Annotated in this window: 38 protein-coding genes; 10 read left to right on the forward strand and 28 right to left on the reverse strand. The window is 60.2% G+C overall.

Annotated features, from left to right (window positions below):
* The first annotated feature begins 483 nt into the window (after positions 1-483).
* On the forward strand, positions 484-627 hold the full coding sequence (locus tag D8896_RS19490) for a hypothetical protein (RefSeq protein WP_162991577.1): 144 nt from the start codon (positions 484-486) through the stop codon (positions 625-627).
* Between the two features lie 188 nt (positions 628-815).
* Here D8896_RS19490 and D8896_RS14495 read toward each other — a convergent pair whose 3' ends face one another.
* The 22 genes from D8896_RS14495 to D8896_RS14580 form a co-directional block, all read right to left on the reverse strand.
* Positions 816-1,007, reverse strand: coding sequence for a hypothetical protein (locus D8896_RS14495; protein ID WP_121822827.1), 192 nt, complete (start codon positions 1,005-1,007; stop codon positions 816-818).
* A complete protein-coding gene (locus D8896_RS14500; protein ID WP_121822828.1) occupies positions 1,004-1,423 on the reverse strand; it encodes a hypothetical protein in 420 nt (139 codons plus the stop codon). Before D8896_RS14500 ends, D8896_RS14495 begins: the two co-directional genes overlap by 4 nt.
* A 54-nt stretch (positions 1,424-1,477) precedes the next feature.
* Positions 1,478-1,666 carry a hypothetical protein gene (locus D8896_RS14505; protein ID WP_121822829.1) on the reverse strand — a complete coding sequence of 63 codons (189 nt, stop codon included), beginning with the start codon at positions 1,664-1,666 and terminating at the stop codon, positions 1,478-1,480.
* Entirely contained in the window at positions 1,663-1,929 is a 267-nt protein-coding gene (locus D8896_RS14510) for a hypothetical protein (RefSeq protein ID WP_121822830.1), read from the reverse strand. The genes D8896_RS14505 and D8896_RS14510 overlap by 4 nt, the downstream gene beginning before the upstream one ends.
* On the reverse strand, positions 1,926-2,051 hold the full coding sequence (locus tag D8896_RS20025) for a hypothetical protein (RefSeq protein ID WP_259372652.1): 126 nt from the start codon (positions 2,049-2,051) through the stop codon (positions 1,926-1,928). Before D8896_RS20025 ends, D8896_RS14510 begins: the two co-directional genes overlap by 4 nt.
* On the reverse strand, positions 2,048-2,686 hold the full coding sequence (locus D8896_RS14515; RefSeq protein WP_121822831.1) for a hypothetical protein: 639 nt from the start codon (positions 2,684-2,686) through the stop codon (positions 2,048-2,050). The genes D8896_RS20025 and D8896_RS14515 overlap by 4 nt, the downstream gene beginning before the upstream one ends.
* Position 2,687: 1 nt before the next feature.
* Positions 2,688-3,275, reverse strand: a complete 588-nt coding sequence (locus D8896_RS14520; RefSeq protein ID WP_121822832.1) for a hypothetical protein — start codon at positions 3,273-3,275, stop codon at positions 2,688-2,690.
* Between the two features lie 2 nt (positions 3,276-3,277).
* Entirely contained in the window at positions 3,278-3,400 is a 123-nt protein-coding gene (locus D8896_RS20030; RefSeq protein WP_259372653.1) for a hypothetical protein, read from the reverse strand.
* The gene (locus D8896_RS14525; RefSeq protein WP_121822833.1) at positions 3,400-3,966 is read right to left on the reverse strand and encodes a hypothetical protein; all 567 of its coding nucleotides are present in this window, start codon (positions 3,964-3,966) and stop codon (positions 3,400-3,402) included. The genes D8896_RS20030 and D8896_RS14525 overlap by 1 nt, the downstream gene beginning before the upstream one ends.
* The gene (locus D8896_RS14530; protein WP_121822834.1) at positions 3,967-4,554 is read right to left on the reverse strand and encodes a hypothetical protein; all 588 of its coding nucleotides are present in this window, start codon (positions 4,552-4,554) and stop codon (positions 3,967-3,969) included.
* Positions 4,554-5,027, reverse strand: coding sequence for a hypothetical protein (locus tag D8896_RS14535; RefSeq protein WP_121822835.1), 474 nt, complete (start codon positions 5,025-5,027; stop codon positions 4,554-4,556). Before D8896_RS14535 ends, D8896_RS14530 begins: the two co-directional genes overlap by 1 nt.
* A complete protein-coding gene (locus D8896_RS14540; RefSeq protein ID WP_121822836.1) occupies positions 5,024-5,221 on the reverse strand; it encodes a hypothetical protein in 198 nt (65 codons plus the stop codon). The genes D8896_RS14535 and D8896_RS14540 overlap by 4 nt, the downstream gene beginning before the upstream one ends.
* Before the next feature lie 19 nt (positions 5,222-5,240).
* The gene (locus D8896_RS14545; RefSeq protein WP_121822837.1) at positions 5,241-6,035 is read right to left on the reverse strand and encodes a hypothetical protein; all 795 of its coding nucleotides are present in this window, start codon (positions 6,033-6,035) and stop codon (positions 5,241-5,243) included.
* Positions 6,036-6,037: 2 nt separating this feature from the next.
* The gene (locus D8896_RS14550) at positions 6,038-6,499 is read right to left on the reverse strand and encodes a hypothetical protein (protein ID WP_121822838.1); all 462 of its coding nucleotides are present in this window, start codon (positions 6,497-6,499) and stop codon (positions 6,038-6,040) included.
* A gap of 2 nt (positions 6,500-6,501) precedes the next feature.
* Positions 6,502-6,810: a hypothetical protein gene (locus tag D8896_RS14555; protein ID WP_121822839.1), complete on the reverse strand. Its 309-nt coding sequence runs from the start codon at positions 6,808-6,810 to the stop codon at positions 6,502-6,504.
* A 2-nt stretch (positions 6,811-6,812) separates the two neighbouring features.
* On the reverse strand, positions 6,813-6,983 hold the full coding sequence (locus D8896_RS19495; protein ID WP_162991578.1) for a hypothetical protein: 171 nt from the start codon (positions 6,981-6,983) through the stop codon (positions 6,813-6,815).
* Between the two features lie 97 nt (positions 6,984-7,080).
* Positions 7,081-7,701 carry a hypothetical protein gene (locus tag D8896_RS14560; RefSeq protein ID WP_121822840.1) on the reverse strand — a complete coding sequence of 207 codons (621 nt, stop codon included), beginning with the start codon at positions 7,699-7,701 and terminating at the stop codon, positions 7,081-7,083.
* Positions 7,702-7,707: 6 nt separating this feature from the next.
* Positions 7,708-8,139: a hypothetical protein gene (locus D8896_RS14565; RefSeq protein WP_121822841.1), complete on the reverse strand. Its 432-nt coding sequence runs from the start codon at positions 8,137-8,139 to the stop codon at positions 7,708-7,710.
* A 2-nt stretch (positions 8,140-8,141) separates the two neighbouring features.
* Complete coding sequence (locus D8896_RS14570; RefSeq protein WP_162991579.1) at positions 8,142-9,299, reverse strand: hypothetical protein; 1,158 nt, start codon at positions 9,297-9,299, stop codon at positions 8,142-8,144.
* A 62-nt stretch (positions 9,300-9,361) separates the two neighbouring features.
* Positions 9,362-9,514, reverse strand: a complete 153-nt coding sequence (locus D8896_RS19500; RefSeq protein ID WP_162991580.1) for a CopG family ribbon-helix-helix protein — start codon at positions 9,512-9,514, stop codon at positions 9,362-9,364.
* A 73-nt stretch (positions 9,515-9,587) separates the two neighbouring features.
* Positions 9,588-9,929, reverse strand: a complete 342-nt coding sequence (locus D8896_RS14575) for a hypothetical protein (protein WP_240452037.1) — start codon at positions 9,927-9,929, stop codon at positions 9,588-9,590.
* A complete protein-coding gene (locus D8896_RS14580) occupies positions 9,926-10,219 on the reverse strand; it encodes a winged helix-turn-helix domain-containing protein (RefSeq protein WP_240452038.1) in 294 nt (97 codons plus the stop codon). Before D8896_RS14580 ends, D8896_RS14575 begins: the two co-directional genes overlap by 4 nt.
* 155 nt (positions 10,220-10,374) lie before the next feature.
* Between D8896_RS14580 and D8896_RS14585 the strand changes: the two genes are divergently transcribed.
* The 4 genes from D8896_RS14585 (at position 10,375) to D8896_RS14600 (ending at position 12,234) form a co-directional block, all read left to right on the forward strand.
* Positions 10,375-10,590: a CopG family antitoxin gene (locus tag D8896_RS14585; protein ID WP_121822845.1), complete on the forward strand. Its 216-nt coding sequence runs from the start codon at positions 10,375-10,377 to the stop codon at positions 10,588-10,590.
* Positions 10,591-10,674: 84 nt separating this feature from the next.
* Positions 10,675-11,007, forward strand: a complete 333-nt coding sequence (locus tag D8896_RS14590) for a hypothetical protein (protein WP_121822846.1) — start codon at positions 10,675-10,677, stop codon at positions 11,005-11,007.
* Positions 11,000-11,227: a hypothetical protein gene (locus D8896_RS14595; protein ID WP_121822847.1), complete on the forward strand. Its 228-nt coding sequence runs from the start codon at positions 11,000-11,002 to the stop codon at positions 11,225-11,227. The genes D8896_RS14590 and D8896_RS14595 overlap by 8 nt, the downstream gene beginning before the upstream one ends.
* Positions 11,224-12,234 carry a tyrosine-type recombinase/integrase gene (locus tag D8896_RS14600; RefSeq protein ID WP_121822848.1) on the forward strand — a complete coding sequence of 337 codons (1,011 nt, stop codon included), beginning with the start codon at positions 11,224-11,226 and terminating at the stop codon, positions 12,232-12,234. Before D8896_RS14595 ends, D8896_RS14600 begins: the two co-directional genes overlap by 4 nt.
* A gap of 201 nt (positions 12,235-12,435) precedes the next feature.
* On the opposite strand, the gene D8896_RS14605 is transcribed toward D8896_RS14600, so the two are convergent.
* From D8896_RS14605 to D8896_RS14620, 4 genes are read right to left on the reverse strand one after another with little or no spacing between them, the layout of a single operon-like run.
* Positions 12,436-13,449, reverse strand: a complete 1,014-nt coding sequence (locus D8896_RS14605; protein ID WP_121822849.1) for a tyrosine-type recombinase/integrase — start codon at positions 13,447-13,449, stop codon at positions 12,436-12,438.
* Positions 13,446-13,649, reverse strand: a complete 204-nt coding sequence (locus D8896_RS14610) for a sigma-70 family RNA polymerase sigma factor (RefSeq protein WP_121822850.1) — start codon at positions 13,647-13,649, stop codon at positions 13,446-13,448. The genes D8896_RS14605 and D8896_RS14610 overlap by 4 nt, the downstream gene beginning before the upstream one ends.
* Before the next feature lie 2 nt (positions 13,650-13,651).
* Positions 13,652-14,443 (reverse strand): beta clamp domain-containing protein, encoded by a 792-nt coding sequence (locus D8896_RS14615; RefSeq protein ID WP_121822851.1) that lies wholly within the window; start codon positions 14,441-14,443, stop codon positions 13,652-13,654.
* Entirely contained in the window at positions 14,440-15,099 is a 660-nt protein-coding gene (locus D8896_RS14620) for a hypothetical protein (protein ID WP_121822852.1), read from the reverse strand. Before D8896_RS14620 ends, D8896_RS14615 begins: the two co-directional genes overlap by 4 nt.
* Before the next feature lie 204 nt (positions 15,100-15,303).
* On the opposite strand from D8896_RS14620, the gene D8896_RS14625 reads away from it, so the two are divergent.
* The 4 genes from D8896_RS14625 to D8896_RS19505 all read left to right on the forward strand — a co-directional run bounded on the left by D8896_RS14625 (position 15,304) and on the right by D8896_RS19505 (position 17,527).
* Positions 15,304-15,618 (forward strand): PhiH1 repressor, encoded by a 315-nt coding sequence (locus D8896_RS14625; RefSeq protein WP_121822853.1) that lies wholly within the window; start codon positions 15,304-15,306, stop codon positions 15,616-15,618.
* 89 nt (positions 15,619-15,707) lie between these two features.
* Positions 15,708-15,902: a hypothetical protein gene (locus D8896_RS14630; RefSeq protein WP_205596836.1), complete on the forward strand. Its 195-nt coding sequence runs from the start codon at positions 15,708-15,710 to the stop codon at positions 15,900-15,902.
* A 7-nt stretch (positions 15,903-15,909) separates the two neighbouring features.
* On the forward strand, positions 15,910-16,542 hold the full coding sequence (locus tag D8896_RS14635; protein WP_121822855.1) for a rhomboid family intramembrane serine protease: 633 nt from the start codon (positions 15,910-15,912) through the stop codon (positions 16,540-16,542).
* Positions 16,543-16,657: 115 nt separating this feature from the next.
* Positions 16,658-17,527, forward strand: a complete 870-nt coding sequence (locus D8896_RS19505) for a hypothetical protein (RefSeq protein ID WP_162991582.1) — start codon at positions 16,658-16,660, stop codon at positions 17,525-17,527.
* A 26-nt stretch (positions 17,528-17,553) separates the two neighbouring features.
* Here D8896_RS19505 and D8896_RS14640 read toward each other — a convergent pair whose 3' ends face one another.
* Positions 17,554-18,138 carry a tyrosine-type recombinase/integrase gene (locus D8896_RS14640; protein WP_121822856.1) on the reverse strand — a complete coding sequence of 195 codons (585 nt, stop codon included), beginning with the start codon at positions 18,136-18,138 and terminating at the stop codon, positions 17,554-17,556.
* A 227-nt stretch (positions 18,139-18,365) separates the two neighbouring features.
* Between D8896_RS14640 and D8896_RS19510 the strand changes: the two genes are divergently transcribed.
* On the forward strand, positions 18,366-18,794 hold the full coding sequence (locus D8896_RS19510) for an Rcat domain-containing protein (RefSeq protein ID WP_162991583.1): 429 nt from the start codon (positions 18,366-18,368) through the stop codon (positions 18,792-18,794).
* Positions 18,795-18,855: 61 nt separating this feature from the next.
* On the opposite strand, the gene D8896_RS19515 is transcribed toward D8896_RS19510, so the two are convergent.
* Positions 18,856-19,377: a hypothetical protein gene (locus tag D8896_RS19515; protein ID WP_162991584.1), complete on the reverse strand. Its 522-nt coding sequence runs from the start codon at positions 19,375-19,377 to the stop codon at positions 18,856-18,858.
* Between the last annotated feature and the right edge of the window lie 1,100 nt (positions 19,378-20,477).

Consider the following 20,477-nt stretch of genomic DNA (forward strand, 5'->3'; position numbering starts at 1 on the left):
CGAGCGTGCAACCCCGTGCGGTCGCGCCGAGAAGTGGTTTCGACGGGGTCGGTGTCGGCTTTCGACAGATTCCCCGATAAATAGTAGATATAGATGACTCAGCGAGGATCTACGAATTTTTTGTAAATGATGAAGGTGCCCAGGAGAAACAACACCGGACCGACCAACGGGTTACTTGCTATGGCTAAAAAGAGTGGAGGAGTCAAAACAGCCCCAATGATACCACCCGTAGCGCCCTGCAAAAGCCAACTTCCATGGCTTCGATGGTGAGTCTTGTACCTGCCTCCTCGGTCGCGAAACGGATCACTCCATAATAGACCGATCACCGCACCGACGATCCCCCCAAATGCCATTAGTGCAGGACCTGACATGTGTTACTTCGGGAATCGATGTCCGGAGATATATATTTTCTTCTGGAAACATAATCCGGATACCCCATCTGTCGGTATGTTTTTATGAGACGGATTAGTAGCGCGAAATATCATGTTTCCACTAATCGCAGGCGGCACCGAAATCGGGTTCCTCTTGGTGCTCTTCCTCGTCATCATCCCCGCCGGGTTGTGGCTCTTCAACCACATCTTACGCGGATACAACGAGGGGCGCGGCTACGCCGACGACGAGGAGTAATCACGCGAAGAACCCGCGGAACGGGCTCGCCCGCTTCAGAAACTTGATTTTCCGGCACGCGAACGCCGGACAGCGGTGTCGCCAGTCACCAGGACCACCGGGGCCGACGGTGCGCTCGAAACAGCGCCCGCAGCGACGACACACCGAGCGCCCGCACTCGTCGCACCGGTCGCGGGACCGCGTACACGTCACGATACCACCAGCGCCTGATCACTCAGGTTCTCGCTGTCGCCGAGGTCGTGATCGTAGCTCCACCACGCCATTACGCCCGTTGTCTCGTCGAGAATGTTCTGGAGCGTCAGCAGCGCCTCTTGTTCCCGCTCCGACTCCGGAAGAGCGTAGAGCCGGCGGCCCTGGCCGTCGACCTCTTTCGTTTTCATGCGTCCACGACCTCCGTCCAGGGGAGTTTGTGCTGGGGACCGTCGCGTTCAGTATGACCCGCCAGGTTCCAGCCGCCGCGCTCCCGAACGATCGCGCCGACCGTCGCCGGCTTCCGGCGCTGTATCTCGACGACGTTCCCGTCGTCGTCGAGCAGCACGAACGCGTACCACGCGACACCCGACGCGTCCGATGCTTGCAGGCTCCGGTGTTGGTCCCGCCACAGGCGGAACCGACCGGCGGCCGGGTAGTCGTCGCCGATCCGCTTGCTTGTACTCTTCACCTCGTACTTGGTGCCGGTCCCGTCGTTGACGGCGTCGTACCAGTCGACCAGCCCGTTCTCGACGACGAGCCCGTACCTGTCCGCCACGGCCTCCGTCGCAAATTCGCCTTGTGCCTCGTTGGCTCGTTGGCTCATACCCGCGGCTACGGGAGAGAATCACAATATGGTCCGGAAGTTGTCAAAAGGCGGCTACTCGTCGGGGTCCGACCCGTCCGTCGCGGCGTCGACGGCGCGGATCTCCTGCGGCCGGACGCCGTACCGTTTCGCCAGCGCCGCCAGCAGCAGGCGCGACAGCGCCGCCGCGTCCGTCGCCGCGAGCCCCACCGACACGGCGACAATCATGCCGACCTCCCACAGCGCCAGCGTGACGGCCGTCACGGCGATCCTTCCTCCGTGTCGTCCGTGCGTTCGCCGCCGTCCGTGAGCACGTCGTCGGCCCGCTCGGGCGCGACAGAGCGCGCCAGCGCCTCGAACGCCTCCGTCTGCGAGTCGATGGCCTTGCGGAACCGTCGCCGTTCGTCCCGGAGTTCCTGGCGTTCCTCCTGGCGGTCGCGTCGTTCCTCCCTGTACAGCGCCAGCATGAGCATCGTCATGACGACCGGAAACCCCACCTGACTGATGAGGTCCGTCACCGGGGTCATAACGTCATCACGGCCACAACGGCCACCAGGGCGACGACGGCGACCCCGACCGGAACGCCGGCGATCTTCGCGCCGCCCGTCAGCAGCCCGGCCAGTTGTCCGAGCGTTCGGGCGACGTTCATAGTATCACCACCAGCAGCAGGAGCCCGCCAGCGGCCGCAAGCGTCGTCATCGTCGACGACAGCCCGCCGACCGGCGGGAGGAGTGCGAGCGCGCTCGACGACGGCGTCGACGGCGACGCCGCGGGCTCGTCGCTGTCGCCCTGGTCGTCCCCGCCGCTGGGGTCGTTGGGGTCGTCCCCATCGGCGGACTGGAGGCAGGCGTTCGTGTCCTCGTCGTAGTAGTAGCCGTCGGGGCAGTCGGTGTCATCCGCGCGCCCTTCCTGCTCGTGAACCGTGACGGACCCGTAACTGACCGTCTCGCCCGTCTGTGTCAGTTCCGCGCGGTACTCGTGGCTCCCGATGAGACCCTTCTGCGACAGCTCCGACCACGCAACCCGGTCCGTCAGCGTCACCGACTCCCCGCCGTCGAGAACGGTCGCATCGTCGCCGACTTGCTCGTCGCCGAAGTACCAGACGATGGAAACGCTTCCGCCGTCCGGCGGCGCTGTCACGTCCGCTTGCAGCTGGGGCTCGTGCTCCGACCGCCGATCGGCGTCGGCGGGATGACGGACCTCGAACGCGCTGATCCCGATGCTGTCGAGCACGGGGCCGGACTCGTCGCCGGTCGTCCCCTCCGGCGGCGCTGGGATGTTCATCTTATCCCACCACCGCGATGAGCACCAGGGCCAGCACGGCCCCGGCCGCGAGCATCTTCCCGCTGCTATTCAGCCCCCCCAGGAGGTCGCTGATCTGCTCCTGCACGCGCTCCCCGGCCGTCGGGATGCTCGGGTCGTCGGCCCCTGCGACGACCTCGATCTCCGCGCCGCGCGTGTCGTCGACAGTCTCGTCGGGGACCTTCAGCACCTCGGCCTTCACGACGTGGGTGCCGGGTTCCTCGATTCGCACGCGCTCGACGGCCGTTTTGTTGGGCGACGACCCGTCGATGCACTTGCTCCCGCTGGCGACGACCTCGCCGTCGACGCGGATTCGGTACGGGTTCCTCCAGGCGACGTTGGTCCCCACGATCCCCGACTGGCACGTTCCGGATTGCGGGACCGTGATTTCGGAGCTGTTGCTGAGGGTCACTTCGACGTTGAACGCCCGGCCGGGTTGGACCTCGCCGGGCACGTCGAGCGATTCGATCGCCGGTTCGCTGGTGTCGATGTTGGCGTCGGGAACGGTATCGTCGACGGCGTCACCGACGCCGCCGATTGCGTCCCCGATGCCTCCGATTATGTCGACCATGTTTACTCTATATTCAGTCCGCGGCCGTTCGTTCCGGTCGGCGCGCCGATCCTGCTGTCGCTCGGGGCAGCGATTAAGCCGCCCGCGACCTCTTCAACCGTGATGGTGACGGTTTCTGAGGCCATCAGTAGTACACCATCGTATCATCGAAGTACTGGGTGGCCGCTCCGTCTGCCCACGGTTTTGCACCGACCCCCATGCCACCGCCGCCATTGTGGTAAACGCTATCTGACTTTTCTGACAGCATTACCCAGTCAGCTCCGTCGTGATAGCTCACACGCTGCCAAACGCTCCCGCTATCTTCCCAGATGTCGTAACGGAGTTCGTGCCACGTTAGTTCTGACAGAGTTTCAGAGTTGTCTAGACGGTCGTATGTTCTGTTTCCGCCCTCGAAGTAACCGAAGATCGTTTCATCGGTGTACGGCCATACCAGAGCGAAATAGAAGTTGTCCGTATCCACAAAACGGGAGTGGAACCCAAGGTATGCCGAGGTTCCATCCGCGTATCCCATCGTCTCGATCCGTCCCTCTGATGGGGAATCAGTCACGCTTTCCGATAGTATCTCGGCCTTCACCCCGTCGATTTGGTCACCATGATCTATCTGCAATGCAGCGTTTCCTTCTGAAACGGTTGCCTGCTGTATCTGATGCGTACTGTTCGAGTCGTAGTGGTTCCAGTCTGCGTATGCCATTTATTCCCAGTCCTCCGTGTGCTGTTTTTTGATACCGTTCGATTCGACCGTGATATCGTAGTCTCCGGGTTCCTCAAACGGCCCAATTTCGACGCTAAAGTCGCCTGAGCCGTCAGTCTCGTGTGATTTAGTCCCGAGGGGTGAGGGGCCGGAAACGCCGATTTTTATCGGATGGTTTGCCGCCGGATCGGAGTTCAACACCACGTTCCCTGAAACGACAACAGTTTCGCCAGGATCGATCTCCGGTTTATCTGCTGATATCGCCAGTTCAGCGACTGCCGGTGGTTTGTAATTCCAATCCTCGATGTGCTGAACTTCCTGGCTATCGGGTGGGTTGAAATTCCAACCCTCCGTGTGCTGGCTATCCAGATTGCCGGACGGGTTGATGTTCCATCCCTCCGTGTGCTGGCTATCCAGATTGCCGGACGGGTTGATGTTCCACCCCTCCGTGTGCTGAATCTCCAGATTGCCGGACGGGTTGATGTTCCACCCCTCCGTGTACTGTGTCTCGAAGCTACTCGGGGGGTCAATGTTCCATCCCTCCGTATGGTGAAGGGAAACACTCGATCCGTCCGGGAGCGTTGCCATTATTTCAGGGCCACCACCCGGATCGACGTGTTATCGTACTGCTGGCCGGGCTTTCGATACCACAGTTCAGACGTATTGACGCCGTTTGCACCCGATATCGAGAACGGCGTATCATCCGGCGTGAGGTAGATTTCCCGGTCGAGTTTGTTCGTGTTCTTCAGGGCGATGACGATCGGCGCGTCGAAGTCCTTCACGACGACGGTGCTCGCGCTGAAGTCCCACGATATAGAGTCTCCTTCAACGCTCTCGACATCTATCGGGTCGATACCGCTACTGTAGTAGCGCGCTTCGGCGTCGTCGGGGTCCTCGCGTTGGGTTCCGTCGTTCCGTAGCTCCATCAGCACGGCCGCCGTGAGGGCCGCCTGTTCGGATTCGAACACCTGATACAGCCACGACTCCGGACGACCGCCGAAGTAGTCGGCGAGCAGGTCGTCGATGGCGCTGTCTGGCCCGATGAGTCCGGTCCCGCTCATAGCTTCCTCGTCAGTTGGAACGCGGTGAGTGCCTGCACGGCGGCCGTCAGGATGAGCGCGAACGGGTCGAGCAGCGTCGCGACGCGTTCGGCCACGTCGACGATCGTCGACGCGACCCCGTCGCTGTTGCAGCTGCACGCCTCGCTCTCGCCGCCGGTGTCTGTACCGCTATCGGTGTCGGTGAGTTGGACCATAAATGAGTGAGTGAAGCCGTCAGTTCTCGGCCATCGCGCTGGCAACGCGACGCCGGAGTTCCTGCGGGTCCTCGTCGTCCCGAAGCTGGCGCTGTCGCATCGGGATAGCGAGCTTCAGGTTCGACGGGTCCTCGTCGAGCGCGACCGGGCTCGTCTGGTCGAAGTAGACCACGTCGAGGTTGAACTTCGGCGGCACCACGCCGCGGAGCCCCGAGTTCTTCGCGTCCCACGTCACCTGCCGGTCCGTGTCCGGGTCGTCCGGCGATGAGAACGCCCAGGTGATGTTGTCCTCCGTCTGGAGGCTCTGCGGGATGCCGCCCGTACTCCGCTTCTGGAGCTTCGCGTACCCCTCGCGCTGCACGACGTAGATGTCGACCTCCTTCGTGGCCGCGTTCCCGCTCGTGTCGTCGAGTTCGAAGCTCTCGACGAAATCGCCGTCCTCGACGAACGTGCCGTTGTACTGCACGGTCGTCGAGTCGGTGACGAGCGTGTCCTTGTTGCCGTCGCCGGAGTCGTCGAAATACGCCGCGATGAACGCGTCGGCGCTGTACTCCCCGGCGACTGGGTCATCCATGAAGTCGACTTGCGGGGCTTCCGGCGACAGCGTCACCGACTGGCCCGCCGTGCCCTCGTCGATGGTCGCCGTCTGCCGTCGCACCAGGGCGACCTCGATCGGCTGCCCGGCGGGTACCTGCCAGACGACCGTCGACGGCACCGAGGTCGTGGCGACGATCCCCTCGCTGCCCGCCTGATAGCTCTGCTTCTCGAACTGGTCGGCCCGGACCTCGACGACTCGGCCCCTGTTCCCCGCCATGGTTAGCGGTTCTGAACGCGGATGGGGTAGTTCACGAACAGCGACGCGGCGTCGAGTTCGTCGGGACCGTTGACGACGAGCGCCAGGCTGTCCGCGTCCTCCGCGACGAAGCGTCCCTCGGGCACTCGCGACGGGTCGAACTGCATCCGCCGACGCTGGGCGTTCTCCCCGGATTGCTGATCCTTGAGCGAAAGCGTGTTGAACGGCGAGAGCGCCATGTCCGAGATGACGGTGTACTGGTCGAGCGGGTCGTTGGGCTCGCGGTACGCGAGCCCGAGCCGTGTTGCGTTCGCGGGGTTGTTCCCGTTGGTCGTCTCGGCGTCGAGGATCACAGGCTGGCCCTGTCGGACCTCGATAGCCATGCCGTCGGGAACGTCCCACTCGACGACCGGCGTCGGCGTTCCAGGGGTGTTGTTCTGTACCGTTGCGTACTGCTTTTCGGTGCTGAGAGTGTCTTCTGCCATGGTTACTGTCGCGCCTCGTTGAACGCCTGTGCGCCGAGCACGAGCATCCCGGCCCCGAGGCCGCCGATCAGGATGCCGAGGAAGTCGTCGATGTCCGTCCAGATGATCGCGGCGATCATCGCCAGCCCGGCCGCGGAGAGTCCCACGCCCGAGACGAACGACGCCGACCCGCGATCACCCTCGAACACGGCGTCCGCGAGCTGCACGATCAGCCCGTCCAGGCCGACGCCGATCGCGTTCGCCGCCGTCGGGATACCTGCCGCCGCGATACCGCCCATCACCGCGTGTTGCTCCTCTACGTTGAACGTCATGGTTACAGGTAGAACACCGCCCCGAGCGCCGCGATTAGTCCGAGTGCGATACCAGCGCCGAGCGGGCTTGTGATGAAGCCCTTGGCCCGGCCCACGAGGTCGTTCCCGCCGGACGAGCCGCCGGAACTGTCGCCGGATGACCCGCCGTCGTTGGAGTCGGTTGCTGAAACCATCCGGTAGTACCTACGGCCGGGTTTCAAGAAGGCGTTTGTAAGTTGACAGAGTTGGGGAGAAACCGGGCGACGGCGTAGCGGTGGCTATTAGCCAGCGCTATTGAAGATGCTCCGGTATCGGGACCGGTCCGCGGACCTCGGAGTCCGCCCCGGCCACGTCCTTGTAGTACAGGAACCGGTAGCTCGTCGGGTCGAGCGTGTGGACTCTCCGCTTGTTCGGGATGCTCACGTCGGCGAGTTTCGCGTCTTCGTGCTCGCCGTAGGAGAAAATGAAGTAGTTGTCCGTCTGCGTCCACATCTGATCGTGGATCTCCTTGGCTTTGTGAGCGGCACAGACTAACGCACAGTTGTTGTGAGTGACGTGCCACTTTATCAGGTCCTTGAGGGTGTCCGGGATGTAGTGCGATGACATCCAGTTGTGAGCTTCGTCGATGTACAGATACGCCCGCTGTAACTGGCCGAATGCCCGGAGGTACTGGGTGAACTTGTCCTCCGTCAGCGGCATGTCCCGGACGATGATCTGCGTCTCACCGTCCATCCAGTAGTGGAGGACCTCGGCGGGACTCTCCGCGTAGACAGCGCCGGGCGGCCCGTGCTCGCCGTTCGGGTCGAGACAGACGTAGCGCTCTGTCCGCGTTAGCAGATGCTCGAATAGAACGCTCTTCCCGCTGTTTTTCTGTCCGAGTATCACCGTGATCTCTGTGAGGTCTACGTCCATCGCGGGTCATTCCACCGTCAGCGTCTCGCGCAGCTCTCCAGGCGCGGGCGTCTCCGTCCCGAGGTCCTCGTAGAGCCCGGCCCGCTCCATCGACTCATGGAGCGTCCGGACGGTCTTCGCCGTGATCTCGGGATGCTCGACAGCGTAGCGTCCGAGTAGCGCGACCGCTGTCTCGGCCCCCAGGTCCTCGGCGACCTCCGGGTCGATCCCGAGCATCGGGGCTATCATCGGCAGTTTCGCCTCCGCTTCCGCTACTGTCTCGGCGTTCCGGTCGGCCGCCAGTCGGGCCAGTCCCCGCACGTCGTCCTCTACGTCCATGAGCCGAACCGGGTCCACGTCGGCCCGCTCGCCGACGCGAGAGAGGCGATCCGCGCGTTCGTCTGCCGTTTCCTCTGCCTGTTCCGTGAGGTCGTGAAGTGCGTTGATGAGTGGCTGCATTGTTAGTCCCAAGTGCTTGAGTCGCTGAAATCGAAGTCGTCGCTGTCTGAACCGTCCGATTCGCTGATAGCGCTGTCTACGCCGCCGCTGTCCGCGCTCTCTGTCTCGCTACTGGCGCTGTCTGCGGGCGGCTCTCGCGGTGGCTCTATCTGCTCGCTGTCGCTGTTCTGCCGCCGGTACTGCATCGCCCTCCCGGAGAACGCCGACCCCATCGACAGCGCGAACATCGTCGTCGCGCTGAGGTCGACGTTCTGTTCATCGCACATCGCCACGAACAGGCGCGCGTTAGCCTCTCTCTCCTGCTTTGAGAGTTCCCACCCCTCCCAGTCGGTCATGCTCGCGGCCGTGTTGAACGGCATCTCGATCAGCGACCCGACGATTTCCTCGTTCATCACGATCCCGTTCGCTGTCCCGGCCGCGCCGCTGGCCGCGCTGTCGGCGCTGTCAGCGCTGTCTACCTCGCGCTCTACGTCCTCCTGCGTTGCCTCGCGCTGGCCGCTCCGGCCGCCGTCCATCGCTTCCTCTAACCGCTCGCGCACCTCCGCGCGACGGCCGCGTTCCTCCGGATCGTCGGCTTCCTCGACGATGTCCTCGCTCGACTTGTCCGAGCTGCGGAGCGCCGACAGCGGCCCGCCCCCCGAGTCGCTATCAGCGCTGTCGCCGTCGGCCGGGTCATCCGAGGCGCCGTCTGCGCTCTCGTCGGTATCGCTACCGGTCCGGCGCTCGCGGCCAGCGTCCGGGTCCGGCTCTATGTCGCTCATGCTCGCGTCGGCCAGCACGTCCTCGACGCCGTCCGGCGGACTCACGGCCGCCTGGTCGGGTTCCGGCGCTCCCTCGGGGCTGAGCTTCTCCGTTCCTTCGTGGCCGACCTCGACGGCGTCGACGCCGGCGTCGCTATCGGCGCTGTCGCTTGCGCTGTCAGCGACGGCCGCGCTCCCGCCGTCCGCGCGCTGCTGGCGCTGTCGGTCGCTGTCCCTCTCTACGCTGTCCGCGCTGTCGTCGCCGTCCGCCCGCGGGTACGCCTCGGCGGCGAGAAACTCGACGAGGTCGGCGCGTTCCTCCCCGACGATCCGGCCGTAGCCGTGATCGGCAGCGAGAGACTGCAAGTCACTATACCCGAGGTCCGTTAGCCCCTCGGGTGTCGCTGGTAGCGAAGCCATCCACCCGGCGATAGAGCGCGCTGGTGGGTATTACCTCGCAACTTGACAAAACAGGGCGCTCGCTACAGGTCGATCTCCGTGCTGTCTATCTCGTCGAGCTTCTCGCGCGCCGCCTCACGGAAAAACTGGGATCGGTTCGTACAGCCCGCGAGCATCTTCTTATCGTCCACCTCGTTGAATAGCTCCTCGGGGGCGCTGATGCCGTTCGTCGCCATACCAGCCTGAACGGGCCGAAACTACATCAAAACTATTGATAAGCAAATAAATTATTTGCTACAAGTTAGTCAATCAGCGGCCCAACCACATCGATCCGGTCCACGACGACGGGAACGACCATCGTTCATGGACCGCGCTCGCGGTCGGTCGTGGCCGGTGGCGCGCGTCCAGCTCGCCCTTCAGATATAGACGCCCTTCGACGGTTATCTCGTACATCTCGTTGTGGATCGGGTCGAGAAGTTCCGCGTAGTGGAGCCGCTTGCACCGGTCGCTGATGACGCCCTCGTACTCTGGAAACTTTGGGTCCTTCGACAGCAATCCCGGTGTCGTCCACCCATCCGCCTCGATCTGCTCTAAGATCCTCTCGTCAAGGGCGAGCATCCAGTCGGCCGACTTTCTCTTTGAGACACTCATACCTGCTCGTGGTTGTCTCCCGCCGTCGGCCCCTCATCCGACGAAGGCACTTCATCAGGTGCATTTTCCGAGGTATCTATTTCGCCGCGTAGATACTCCCTACCCCGGTCTGTTATCATGTACACTCCTTGTCCATACCTCTTTATCAGCCCATGTTTCACCAACTCAGAACACCGTTGCGAAACGTATCCGTTTGAATACCTCACAAACCCGTCTTTGATCATTTCAGACGGTGTAGCCGCCTCCACATCATCGAGATATTCAAGTATCCTATCATCGGCTAACACCATCCAATCTCCCGAGCGACGCTTGACCATCTTTAGTTAATTGATTATCAATCATCGACTGGCATTATACCTCCGCTAACTCGACATAGGTGTCTCCTTGTATCTCTACCAACTCACCGTTAGCTATAATAAGCGGGAGTTAATTGATTGCTAATGCAATGGCACGAAGAAGCCTATCAGTGTCCCTCTCGATGCCAACCGAGATGGACGAGCGAATTCGTGAAGAGGCCCAAAAACACGACATGACGTACTCACAGTACGTCCGCCAGTGCATCCGGGAGAACGAAGGCACGCCCTTCGACGAGCCGGAGAACACTGTTCTCTGTACCGACGAGAACGGCAGTACGCAGGAACGGAAGACGGGGGCCGCCTAACATGTCCAGTGCCCAGGTAGCCCCCGAGCGAGACGACGGCACCGGCGACGAAAAGAGTGGCGACCGCACGGAGGTCGACGACCCATGAACGGCGATCGCGTCGACCCCGACAACCTGCCGCAATCGCACAGTCCGGCCGTCATCGAAGTACGTAACCAGGGGACGGTGTACGTCGCCGACCACACTATCCTCGACTCTGGGTGGGTGTCCGTCCGCGAGTGGTCGGGCGACCGCGCGAAGATCCCGCCCCAGCGCGCACTCGCCATCCGTCGCGTTCCCACCGAACACTACGGCGAGCGTGACGAGTCCGGGTTCCGGCCGATGCGGGTCGCTGACGAGAGCTGGCGAGCCGAGGCCAGTCCCGACACTCCCGGCCGCGACGAACCGATCCGCGCTGACGGTGGAAAGGATGCCTGAAGACGCGTTCACCTACACGGTCAAACTGAAGCGTGGCGCTGGCGACGACGTGCAGAAGTGCAAGGTGACCGCGCCGGACATCGACACGCTTCAGACCCGTGTTGAGGCTGTCCGCGAGAAGATGGGCGAATGGGCGAGCGACTACCGCGAGATCCAGCCCGACGACCGGCGCGGGCTCGCTGACGACCAGAGCGAACTCGGGGAGGTCGGGACCGCGTGACGGAGAATCTCGAACCCCTCGGTCCGTTCGAAGCGGTGGAGATGTACATGGACCACCGCGAGCCGGAACTGAGCGAGAAGTCGCTACAGAACCACCAGTACCGGCTCGACGCGTTCCTTGAGTTCTGCGAGGAACGCGGGATCGAGAACCTGAACAACCTGACCGGCCGCGACCTCCACCGCTTCCGAACGTGGCGGTCGAAGCAGGATATCGGTACGATGACCCTCCGGACGAACCTCGCAACCCTCCGCGTGTTCCTGGAGTTCTGCGCGTCCGTCGACGCCGTCGAGCAGGGTCTACGGGAGAAGGTCGTACTGCCGGAGGTCGACAAGGAGGAGCAGAGCAAGGACGTGAAGCTCGATGTTGACCGCGCCGAGGCGATACTGGAGCATCTGGAGCGCTTCGAGTACGCGAGCCGGGCGCACGTCATCATGGCGATACTGTGGCACACGGGCGTCCGGCTCGGGACGCTTCGGACGCTGGATGTGGACGACGTGGACCTCGAAACGCCGTGCCTGCGTGTCCGCCACCGACCGGAGACGGGCACGCCGCTGAAGAACGGGAAGGCGGCCAACCGCGTCATCGCCATCGGCGACGACTACGCCCGCGTGATCCGCGACTACATGGAGAACCGGCGGATCCAGGTCGAAGACTCTCACGGCCGCGAGCCGCTGATTTCCTCCGATCACGGCCGACTCACGGAGTCCGCTATCCGGTCGGTCGTCTACATGTGGACCCGGCCGTGCGTCGTCGCCGAGTGTCCGCACGACGAGGATCCGACGACGTGCGATTACATGACCCGGCGGCACGCGAGCGAGTGTCCCAGCTCGCGCTCGCCCCACGGTATCCGCCGGGGGGCGCTCACCCGGATGCTCCGCGAGGGCACGCCGGAGGAGATCGTCAGCGACCGCTCGAACGTATCGCGGGACGTGCTCGAACAGCACTACGATCAGCGGACAGAACACGAGCGCATGGAACTACGGCGCGACTTCATCGAGGACGCATGAACCCACACCAGCCACCAGCGAGAGGGAAGAAGTACCGACGTTCGACCACCCCACGCCGCTTCAAAATCAAAGGTCGTACCCCGGCGAGTCCACTGCTAAGAAACGTTTTCTCGGCTTCTTTGGTTCTATAGACGATTCTGCGGCCGTCATTTGGTGTTGCCACTCCGACCGGGTGAGTCGAACGGGTGTTCTGTGTCATGGTTACGAGTCGAGATCCGTGATGTAGTCGCGTCGCTGTTCCATCTTCTCGCGGTCCGTGCGTCGGTCGTAGTGCCGGTCAAGAACCTCCGAGGAAACGTCGCACCGATCGCTGACGACCTCCTCGGGGATGTCCTCGCGGAGCTGGTGCGTGATCGCGCCGCGCCGGATGGTGTGGGGCGACAGGCTGCTCGGACACTCCGAGTAGTGGCCGTACACCGTCGCCTCGCAACTGGCGCGGTCGCGGCCGTGCGGGCAGTCGCCGATGAGACACGGCTGAGTGAGACGGTACACCTCCGACCGTATCTGTCCGGGGCTGAGCCGGCCCTGCTCGCTCGTGATGAGCGGTCGTCGGCCGTGTTCGTCCCGAACGTCGTGCCGGTGGTACTCGATGTACTCGTCGAGCACGTCGCAGTAGTAGTCGTCGAGCGCAATGGGCCGCTCCGCGGGCTCCTGATTCTTCAGCGGCGTGTCCGTCTCCGGTCGGTGCCGTAACCAGAAGCACTTCTCGGCGGGCTCGTAGTCGTCGAGGTCGACCGACCGAAGGCCGCCGAGGCGGATGCCTGTGTGCCAGAGCACGGCCATGATGACGTGCTCGCGGCTGGCGCGCTTGAACCGCTCCAGATAGCTCAGTATGGCGCGGGCGCGGTCCTCGTCGAGCATCTCGTCGCGGGCTTCCTCGCCGCGGTCCACGTCCGGGAGCTTCACGCGCTCGCGCATCCCCGGCTCGACGGCGTCGATCGACGCGCAGAACTCCAGGAACACGCGGAGCGTCGCCAGTTGCCCGCGGAGGGTGACGAGGTTCACGTCGCGCTGTCGCCACACGCGGAAGCGGTGGAGGTCGCGCCCGGAGAGGTCGTTCAGGTTCGTCAGCCCGGTCTCCTCGCACCACTCGACGAACGCGTCGAGCCGATAACTGTGGTTCTGCAGCGTCTTCTTGCTCAGCTCCGGCTCGCGGTGCGAGAGGTAGAGGTCGACGGCCTCCTCGGGCGTGATGGGTTCGAGGTCGTCGCTCATGCGTTGCCCCCGTCGTCGACCTTGCTCCGAGCGCGAGCGAGCAGATTGCTCACCGTTCCCGGCGAGGAGTACCCCTGTTCGCGCTGGTACTCCCGTGGGCCGTAGTCGCCTCGCTCGACGGCGAGGTACGCCGACCGTTCGGCGGGCGTCAGCTCCGACAGGTCGCCGGAGAACCCGCCAAGGGTAGTTTGTCCGGTCATGGTCACGTGTTCCGGATCCGCGGGGCGATCATGTACTCGACAGTCGCGCCGTTCCGCTCGAACGTGAGCCAGATCGGCATCTGGTCGTCCGTGTCGATGTCCACCGGCCCGGCGAGTTTCCCGGTGACAGAGTCGAGGTACTCGTGGGAGAACAGCGAGGTCGACGGTCCCTCGGCGTCGAAGTCGTGTAGGTGGTCGTCCCGGGTAAACTCGAACTCCAGGTCGTCGAGGTCGCCCTCGCCGACGATGAAAAGCGCCTCGTCGTCGGGTTCGACGTGAAAGCCAGCGTGGTCGCTGACGTTCTCGACGCCGTCAACCGCGCGCTTGAACTGGTCCGCGCCGAGGGTCACCCGGTTCGACAGGTCGAGGTCCGGACGGTCCGGGGACTGCCTGACGCTGTCCGGATCGATGAGTCCGACGGAGTAACTGAAGTCGCTGCCATCGACGTCGAGCTTCCGCGTCTCCGGGTCCAGGTACAGCGTGACGATGGCCTCAGATCCGTCGGCGAGGCCGATGGCCGTCTGTAGCTTGCCGATGTTGACCCCGACGACTCCGCCACCGGCGTCGTAGCTCTCGAACTCCCCGGCGGGCAGGTCCGCGAACACGCCCGCGACGTTCGCCGCGTCGATCGCCTCGACGTGAAGCCCGTCGGCGGTCAGTTCGACCTTCGCCTCGTCGACGAACGCGGTCAGGCAGTCGAGGTAGGAGTCGAGCACGCCCGCCTCGACGGTCGCCGTGAACGTCTCGGCCTCCGTCGTCGGCGCGTCGTCGGCCCCTTCGGCTTCGGCGCTCATGCGTTCACCCCGCTCTGAACGCCGCTTCGGTGCGCGCGGAACACGGGGCCGACGCGGTTGCTCACCGTGCCGTCGGTGTCGAGCCAGAGGTGACCGCCACACTCGCACCGCCGGCAGCGGTAGTCGACGCGGCGCTCCGAGTTGCCCCAAGTCATCCGCTCGGCCACGTCGCCGCAGGTGGCACAGCCGAGCGTCTCGGGAGCGTACCGTTCACCGGTACGTTCCGCCCGGACGACCTGCCCGCCGTCGCTGACGACGCGCTTCGACGAGACGGGCGTGACGCCGGTCGGCGCGCAGTTCAGGCCGTGCGACTCGGCCCGGCTGTGGGCGTCGCCGCGGTCGGAGAAGTCGCCGATCTCGCCGCAGTCCGTGCAGCGGACGAGGAACTTCTCGGGATCCTCCGGGTCGTGGACGTACTCGAACCCGAGGTCGTCGTTGCCGTCGCGCTCGACGACGCGGCCGCCGTCGGCGCACAGCTGGGCGCACCGGGCACAGGTCGGCTCCCCGCGCCGGGCGTCGTAGCCGTCGACCGGGCGTCCGCAGGCGCAGCGCCCGGATTCGTGGTCGGCGGACTGGGTGGTGTCGGTAGAATTTTCGGCGTGCGGTGCTTCTCGGATCGCACGGGGCTCCAGCCCCGTAGAGGTTCCAGCGTGCATGCGTTTCTCGGAACCTTACGGGCCGTGTTCCAGCACGGCCCGGCCTCACACCACCAAGAGAGTCATCAACAACCTGCTATGGTCCCGTGCCTCGACAAATGAACCGCTATTTCATAAATGTAATGGAGCGGTACCACAGGCACGATTCAGTCTAAAAAGCACGTTTCCGGGCCTTAACAGAACATACCGTTGAATGAGGTAGTAATGAGACATTCAGGTACGTGGATGACAATATGGGATGATCGTATCTTGGAGGCAATACGCGATGAGGGAGCGGGTAGAGTGGGGAATTTGGGAGACACAGAGGGCATCCGGATCTCGAAACCCCACATCTCTCGGCGGTGTAAGACGCTCGCCGAGCACGGGCTACTGGCACCGCTCGGAAACGGAGTCTATACGATCACCGAACAGGGAGAGGCCTACCTCGATGAAGAGTACGATGCAGAGGCAGAGGCATACATAGATACCGCGTCGAACGACGGACCAACGGCCAGCGAAGATACACGTTCCAACGGATGAGCGATAGGTTCCCCGCTCAGTGGATGTGTACCCTCGACGAACGGATAATTGAGTACGTCGCATCTCAGTCCCTCGCAAGCCCTCCCCTGATGGAGAAAGAGATCGGTTTCGATGCGTCTCGACGGCGGATCTACGAACGGTGTCGAAAGCTCTCGGCAGCTGGTCTCATCGCTCCGATGCACAGCGGTTCGAACCAGTTCGAGATCACGGCGAAAGGTGAGGAGTACCTCGCCGGGGAGCTGGACGCGGAGGATTTGCCGAGGCCGTCGCCACGGGTTGTCTGATTTCGCCATGACTACGTCAGAGTCTTGGAAGAAACAGGTCTCCCGAAGTAGCTCCAAAGCGGTCGTTAGACTGAACAGATGCCGTATCACGCTTGCTTTGACTGTCGCTATAGGATTTATTTATCTCATAGAAGTAGCATTAGCTGGTTCAATACGAAGCGGAGCAGCCTACGAGTATCTTCAGAGTCTCAGGACAACGCTTGGACCCCTATTTGGGGTTATATCTCCTTTTGTACATTCTGATCATGGTCACATTCTTCAAAATTCGCTATTTCTGCTTATATTCGGTTCTCTCGTTGAGCGCCGAACTGAGACTGGTGATTACCTCTTCTTTGTACTCTTCGTTGGGATTGCTGGAAACACCGTAGGAAGCCCTATTCATATTACCAACTCCGTTGGGATCAGTGCGGTGACATATGGATTACAAGCTCGCGAGACCGTTTACCGTTCTGTTCATCTCTACCCGATAAATGAATCTCAGATTGTGGATTGGATAATCTGGGTATCTGCTATAGTGCTAATTGGAAATGAGATACTATCCCCGACATCTGGAGGATCGTATTCCGCTCATCTCTTTGGGATCATTGTAGGCGCTCTGTTTGAATCAGTTAGCGTGGCAAATATTATACACAAGGTGTGAGAGGGTCGTAATGGGATCCACCCTTGAAATCTAATCGGACTCGAGGCGATCTCTCTGAACTTCACATCCGAATAGGTTTGACAGACTTGTCCAGGCTATTACTGGTGCATAATCTATGAAGTTGAAAGAGAGTCCTCATTCGTCAGGGTGGGTTTTGGATGATACACAAGCCAACAGTTCAGTTAAGAAAGTTCGGGGTTCCTCAAGAAGAGAACTTAGCACCAGGGGTTTGCTAATATTCTATCTCTCAAAAATACTGGCAAGAGTATGGTTTCTATCACTGATTGTGATCCTACTTGGCAGAGCTGTCTTGCCATTTGTATTGCAAGAAAATATGAATGAACTAGAGGCCATTTTCTTACTTCTATCACTCCTACTATTATCCAGCATACTTTTGATAGCAACTGGCGTAACATTATGGGAACCAATTAAATCATTAAGATTAAAAATATACGATTTATGGGAAAAGAAAACCATTCCGTTCGATATTAACGATGATAATACCACCCATCCCACAACTGTAGAATACGAGGTAGCCGATTACGAATTTCTTGGCGGAAAGATAGTTCGACAATCTCTCATAGCAGTTGGTTTCCTATTCTCTCTATCTCTCTTGGCGTTTTTGTTCACTGGGTCAGGGTATGATACATTTGAAATTTTAAACAAAGAGGACATCAATATTTCATATTTGGGAGCGATTGTTTCCATTTTCCTGGGGAGAATAGTTGGTGTGATCACTCTCACCTCTGTTGCCGTATTTCCTCGGTTAGATGATGGCCTTATTGTAGTTGCTATTTTAGGGATGTTTTCTCTTTACGCCGCGCCTTCAATCAAAAATACGTTTGTGGCTTCAGAGGAGATAATATTCAAACATGCAATTAAGACTAATGAATTATTATCTATATTGTTCCTATGTTTAACAATATCTATTCTATTTTTGTTCCCTCTTGGGTTCATAAACCACCTGACAAAATTGCCTCCCTAAACAAGGGTCAGAATACTCGTCTTGTTCTATAACCAAGGCACCTTCTCCATCTGCCGCCGTTCCGCGTCCAGCGAGTACGCGCCGAGGTAGTGCTCCCGGAACGTGTCCCAGTCGGACCAGCCGCCCCACTCCATCACTAACCCCGGCTCGACGTCGTGCTCAACGAGCAGCGTCCCCCAGGTGCGCCGGAGGTCGTGCGGCCCGAGGTTGTTCCAGCCCACGTCCGACGTGGCCGCGTACCGGCGCTCGGCCGTCCGGTTCACCCACCGCTCGACGGTCCTGGTCGACTTGTCGACGAGCGGCACGTCCGCAGCTGCGTCGCGCACGTCGGCGTAGGCCTCGATCGTCGAGGCGAGCGACTGCGGGACCGGCGTCTCCCGGTACTTGTCGCCTTTCCCCTCCCACACCCGAACGCGCGCCCCGGCTGGCGTTTCGACCACGTCGGCGGGCGTCACGTCGACGATCTCCCCGACGCGCAACCCGCACCGCGCGCCGAGCCCCAGCGCGATCCGCTGCTGGGTGCCGTCGGCGTCGCCGAGGAACTCCTCGACCTGCTGCTCGGTGAGCCACACTTTCTTCCCCTCCCGACTGTCGTAGTTCTCCATCTTCATGACGACAGTCCGTTATAGACCGGGGTGGATCCTAGTTTTTTCGGTGGGGTTTCGGGGTGATCGTGTCGGAGACTGCGGCATTCTCCGACAGTCAGTACTGGATGAGTGGTCGCTCAGATGCCATATTAACCAGAAATCCGATATTCAGCTCCTCGAATCAGACATGCTACTCATTGAATATTCTCACCTGATGGTTATTTGGCATTTGAGCTAAACCAACTATAGGTATGAGCCCACGGAAAGTATTGGGAGGGGCTGTTCCTCAGGAAATGGAGCCCACTATCAAAGAAGCAGAAAAGAAGGGGATGGAACGTCTCGGGTGGGCACAAAGTAATGACTGGAAGGATTCAGTTCATACTGACGATGTCCCCGATTGGATTGAGGTACCTAATCGATTCGGTTTGAGTGGCAGCCGTGGGGAATATTCGAAGATTGATGGGGATAGCTGGGTTTATTGGCTGATTTCAAACGGCGGAAGCCGAGCTCTGGTCTATCGACAACTCAAGAGCGATTATTACGAGACAACACCGAAGAAAGGTACCTGTCCGAACTGCCAATCCTATATCAAACGATACGACGGTGATGACTACTTGACTTGCCACCGATGCGGGTGGCAGTATAAACCGCTCAAAGAACGGATCAAAAACCTATTTTGAGTCCGTTCGAGCTTTGTCAAGAATTCCGGTCTCCTCCAACAGTAGTACGTGTTGGTAGTAATTAAACTACAGTTACAATAGACAAAGTTGCCCAGAGAACGGCTAAGGATACTGTAATTGTATGACTTCTTTCTCTTGCCCGTAACTGAACTCCGCGCGATAATTTTTCAAGTTCAAGCGTAGAAGTGGGGCTCCAAGGTTCCCACCGTAGCAATTCATCTTCATCTCCTTTTTCTTCGATATATAGTACCCCATTGTCTCCGATACCGTGCTTCATACCAAAGCCGGTGAACTCACCCAGGTCTCTTGGGCGGCCAACTGCCAAACAAATACGCTCTGGATCCCCGCTATACCCAAATGCTACCCCTGCAGCTTCAACTAACTGCTTAAACCCGGTCTCTCCTTGCTCAATATAAGTAAGATCGACATCCTCGTATTCTTCTCGAACTTCTCTAAGCTGCTTGACTCCTGTTACTGCTCTCCGTGTGAAAAGAGAATACTTAGGATAAAGAATTGGAGCTGATACAACAGTGAGCGAGACTAGTACAGTAGAAATCCGGAGTAATGTTTCATCTGCTACCATCGTAACAGATTAAATATATAGAGGATCCACTTAGGCGTGTTTCTATAGTAGAGTTAGGTGCGGTCTGTCGTAAACCCCGGTGTTCTCCGACAGCAGTAGATACGATATGTCAATTCCCAATCTATACAATCCTCGCTTTTGAGTCTTGACTAAAGATGAGGGATCGGTTAGTGGAACTTGCAGAACGTATTTTCGATGAAGTCATCGCTCCCCTAGCCGAATTGGATTCTATTCTCGGTCTTCAAGGATGGCTAATTGTATTGACACTCGTGGTGTCAGGGATGTCTTATCGATCCCAGAAACGAGCGGGGATACGCGAAGCAATTGAGCAACTTGATCCTCGGCATGTCCAGTACAGAGTTACATCAGGGGCGATGAGTAGGAATCATTCCCGCAATGTTCAGGTCAGGGCAGGTCTAAATAGTTTCAGCGTTCTGAAAAGGCGATCCAAAATATCATTCATTTCAAATCGGGTTAATGACCACGCAGATAGAGTGGTAGAACATTCTGTACCACCATATTATCTGACGATATCTGAGAAGCAGACTGGCCGTGTTCGGACGTTAGAAGAACGGATCATGGAACACGAGTTGATTGAATCAGTGAATAGAGAGAAGTCACAACTCGTGGTTACATGCTCAACGAATAATCCAGTGGAGTGCCGCCAAGTTGCGAACCATGTATTGAACGAGCATGACCACAGTGAGAGAAATCCTATCCATCGAGAAGACTTCCGGCCTTGGCCCGACCCATAGCAGAGACCCTCGGCAAAAAACCTGAAATCTGCCGGAGACTACGAACTCAGCCAGGGTACGTCCTCGTTCTTTCCTACCGGCGTCAACAACACTGTCCCGGTCTCCGCGTGATACCCCACAGCCAGCGTCGACCCTTGCTCCAGGCCGTGCGTATCGCGTATTTCTGATGGGATGACGCCGTAGATCGACCCGCTCCGGCACTGCGCCGAACACGTCCCGAACGGCGTCACAGCACTATCGTCAACCACCGCTTGCGCGGCCCTACGTTGTGCGGTCATCGCTCCCGACATACACAACAACCAACGCACGGCAGGGGTAAAAATGGTGAGACGACTGGGGAGACGA

It is taken from the genome of Halostella salina (assembly GCF_003675855.1).
GTDB classification, from domain to species: domain Archaea; phylum Halobacteriota; class Halobacteria; order Halobacteriales; family Natronoarchaeaceae; genus Halostella; species Halostella salina.

Coding starts and splice junctions, on each gene's coding strand:
- D8896_RS14550 (WP_121822838.1), bottom strand. CDS start 6,499: ATGGCAGAAGACACTCTCAGCACCGAAAAGCAGTACGCAACGGTACAG.
- D8896_RS19515 (WP_162991584.1), bottom strand. CDS start 19,377: ATGGTAGCAGATGAAACATTACTCCGGATTTCTACTGTACTAGTCTCG.
- D8896_RS14640 (WP_121822856.1), bottom strand. CDS start 18,138: ATGAAGATGGAGAACTACGACAGTCGGGAGGGGAAGAAAGTGTGGCTC.
- D8896_RS19500 (WP_162991580.1), bottom strand. CDS start 9,514: ATGGCGACGAACGGCATCAGCGCCCCCGAGGAGCTATTCAACGAGGTG.
- D8896_RS14525 (WP_121822833.1), bottom strand. CDS start 3,966: ATGGCATACGCAGACTGGAACCACTACGACTCGAACAGTACGCATCAG.
- D8896_RS14580 (WP_240452038.1), bottom strand. CDS start 10,219: ATGGTGTTAGCCGATGATAGGATACTTGAATATCTCGATGATGTGGAG.
- D8896_RS14615 (WP_121822851.1), bottom strand. CDS start 14,443: ATGAGCGCCGAAGCCGAAGGGGCCGACGACGCGCCGACGACGGAGGCC.
- D8896_RS14500 (WP_121822828.1), bottom strand. CDS start 1,423: ATGAGCCAACGAGCCAACGAGGCACAAGGCGAATTTGCGACGGAGGCC.
- D8896_RS14635 (WP_121822855.1), top strand. CDS start 15,910: ATGACTACGTCAGAGTCTTGGAAGAAACAGGTCTCCCGAAGTAGCTCC.
- D8896_RS14625 (WP_121822853.1), top strand. CDS start 15,304: ATGAGACATTCAGGTACGTGGATGACAATATGGGATGATCGTATCTTG.
- D8896_RS19510 (WP_162991583.1), top strand. CDS start 18,366: ATGAGCCCACGGAAAGTATTGGGAGGGGCTGTTCCTCAGGAAATGGAG.
- D8896_RS19495 (WP_162991578.1), bottom strand. CDS start 6,983: ATGGTTTCAGCAACCGACTCCAACGACGGCGGGTCATCCGGCGACAGT.
- D8896_RS14585 (WP_121822845.1), top strand. CDS start 10,375: ATGGCACGAAGAAGCCTATCAGTGTCCCTCTCGATGCCAACCGAGATG.
- D8896_RS14590 (WP_121822846.1), top strand. CDS start 10,675: ATGAACGGCGATCGCGTCGACCCCGACAACCTGCCGCAATCGCACAGT.
- D8896_RS14570 (WP_162991579.1), bottom strand. CDS start 9,299: ATGGCTTCGCTACCAGCGACACCCGAGGGGCTAACGGACCTCGGGTAT.
- D8896_RS19490 (WP_162991577.1), top strand. CDS start 484: ATGTTTCCACTAATCGCAGGCGGCACCGAAATCGGGTTCCTCTTGGTG.
- D8896_RS20030 (WP_259372653.1), bottom strand. CDS start 3,400: ATGGCCTCAGAAACCGTCACCATCACGGTTGAAGAGGTCGCGGGCGGC.
- D8896_RS14605 (WP_121822849.1), bottom strand. CDS start 13,449: ATGAGCGACGACCTCGAACCCATCACGCCCGAGGAGGCCGTCGACCTC.
- D8896_RS14560 (WP_121822840.1), bottom strand. CDS start 7,701: ATGGACGTAGACCTCACAGAGATCACGGTGATACTCGGACAGAAAAAC.
- D8896_RS14495 (WP_121822827.1), bottom strand. CDS start 1,007: ATGAAAACGAAAGAGGTCGACGGCCAGGGCCGCCGGCTCTACGCTCTT.
- D8896_RS14545 (WP_121822837.1), bottom strand. CDS start 6,035: ATGGCGGGGAACAGGGGCCGAGTCGTCGAGGTCCGGGCCGACCAGTTC.
- D8896_RS14565 (WP_121822841.1), bottom strand. CDS start 8,139: ATGCAGCCACTCATCAACGCACTTCACGACCTCACGGAACAGGCAGAG.
- D8896_RS14515 (WP_121822831.1), bottom strand. CDS start 2,686: ATGAACATCCCAGCGCCGCCGGAGGGGACGACCGGCGACGAGTCCGGC.
- D8896_RS14595 (WP_121822847.1), top strand. CDS start 11,000: ATGCCTGAAGACGCGTTCACCTACACGGTCAAACTGAAGCGTGGCGCT.
- D8896_RS14510 (WP_121822830.1), bottom strand. CDS start 1,929: ATGACCCCGGTGACGGACCTCATCAGTCAGGTGGGGTTTCCGGTCGTC.
- D8896_RS14540 (WP_121822836.1), bottom strand. CDS start 5,221: ATGGTCCAACTCACCGACACCGATAGCGGTACAGACACCGGCGGCGAG.
- D8896_RS14575 (WP_240452037.1), bottom strand. CDS start 9,929: ATGAGTGTCTCAAAGAGAAAGTCGGCCGACTGGATGCTCGCCCTTGAC.
- D8896_RS14535 (WP_121822835.1), bottom strand. CDS start 5,027: ATGAGCGGGACCGGACTCATCGGGCCAGACAGCGCCATCGACGACCTG.
- D8896_RS14555 (WP_121822839.1), bottom strand. CDS start 6,810: ATGACGTTCAACGTAGAGGAGCAACACGCGGTGATGGGCGGTATCGCG.
- D8896_RS14520 (WP_121822832.1), bottom strand. CDS start 3,275: ATGGTCGACATAATCGGAGGCATCGGGGACGCAATCGGCGGCGTCGGT.
- D8896_RS14530 (WP_121822834.1), bottom strand. CDS start 4,554: ATGGCAACGCTCCCGGACGGATCGAGTGTTTCCCTTCACCATACGGAG.
- D8896_RS20025 (WP_259372652.1), bottom strand. CDS start 2,051: ATGAACGTCGCCCGAACGCTCGGACAACTGGCCGGGCTGCTGACGGGC.
- D8896_RS14620 (WP_121822852.1), bottom strand. CDS start 15,099: ATGCACGCTGGAACCTCTACGGGGCTGGAGCCCCGTGCGATCCGAGAA.
- D8896_RS14610 (WP_121822850.1), bottom strand. CDS start 13,649: ATGACCGGACAAACTACCCTTGGCGGGTTCTCCGGCGACCTGTCGGAG.
- D8896_RS14630 (WP_205596836.1), top strand. CDS start 15,708: ATGGAGAAAGAGATCGGTTTCGATGCGTCTCGACGGCGGATCTACGAA.
- D8896_RS19505 (WP_162991582.1), top strand. CDS start 16,658: ATGAAGTTGAAAGAGAGTCCTCATTCGTCAGGGTGGGTTTTGGATGAT.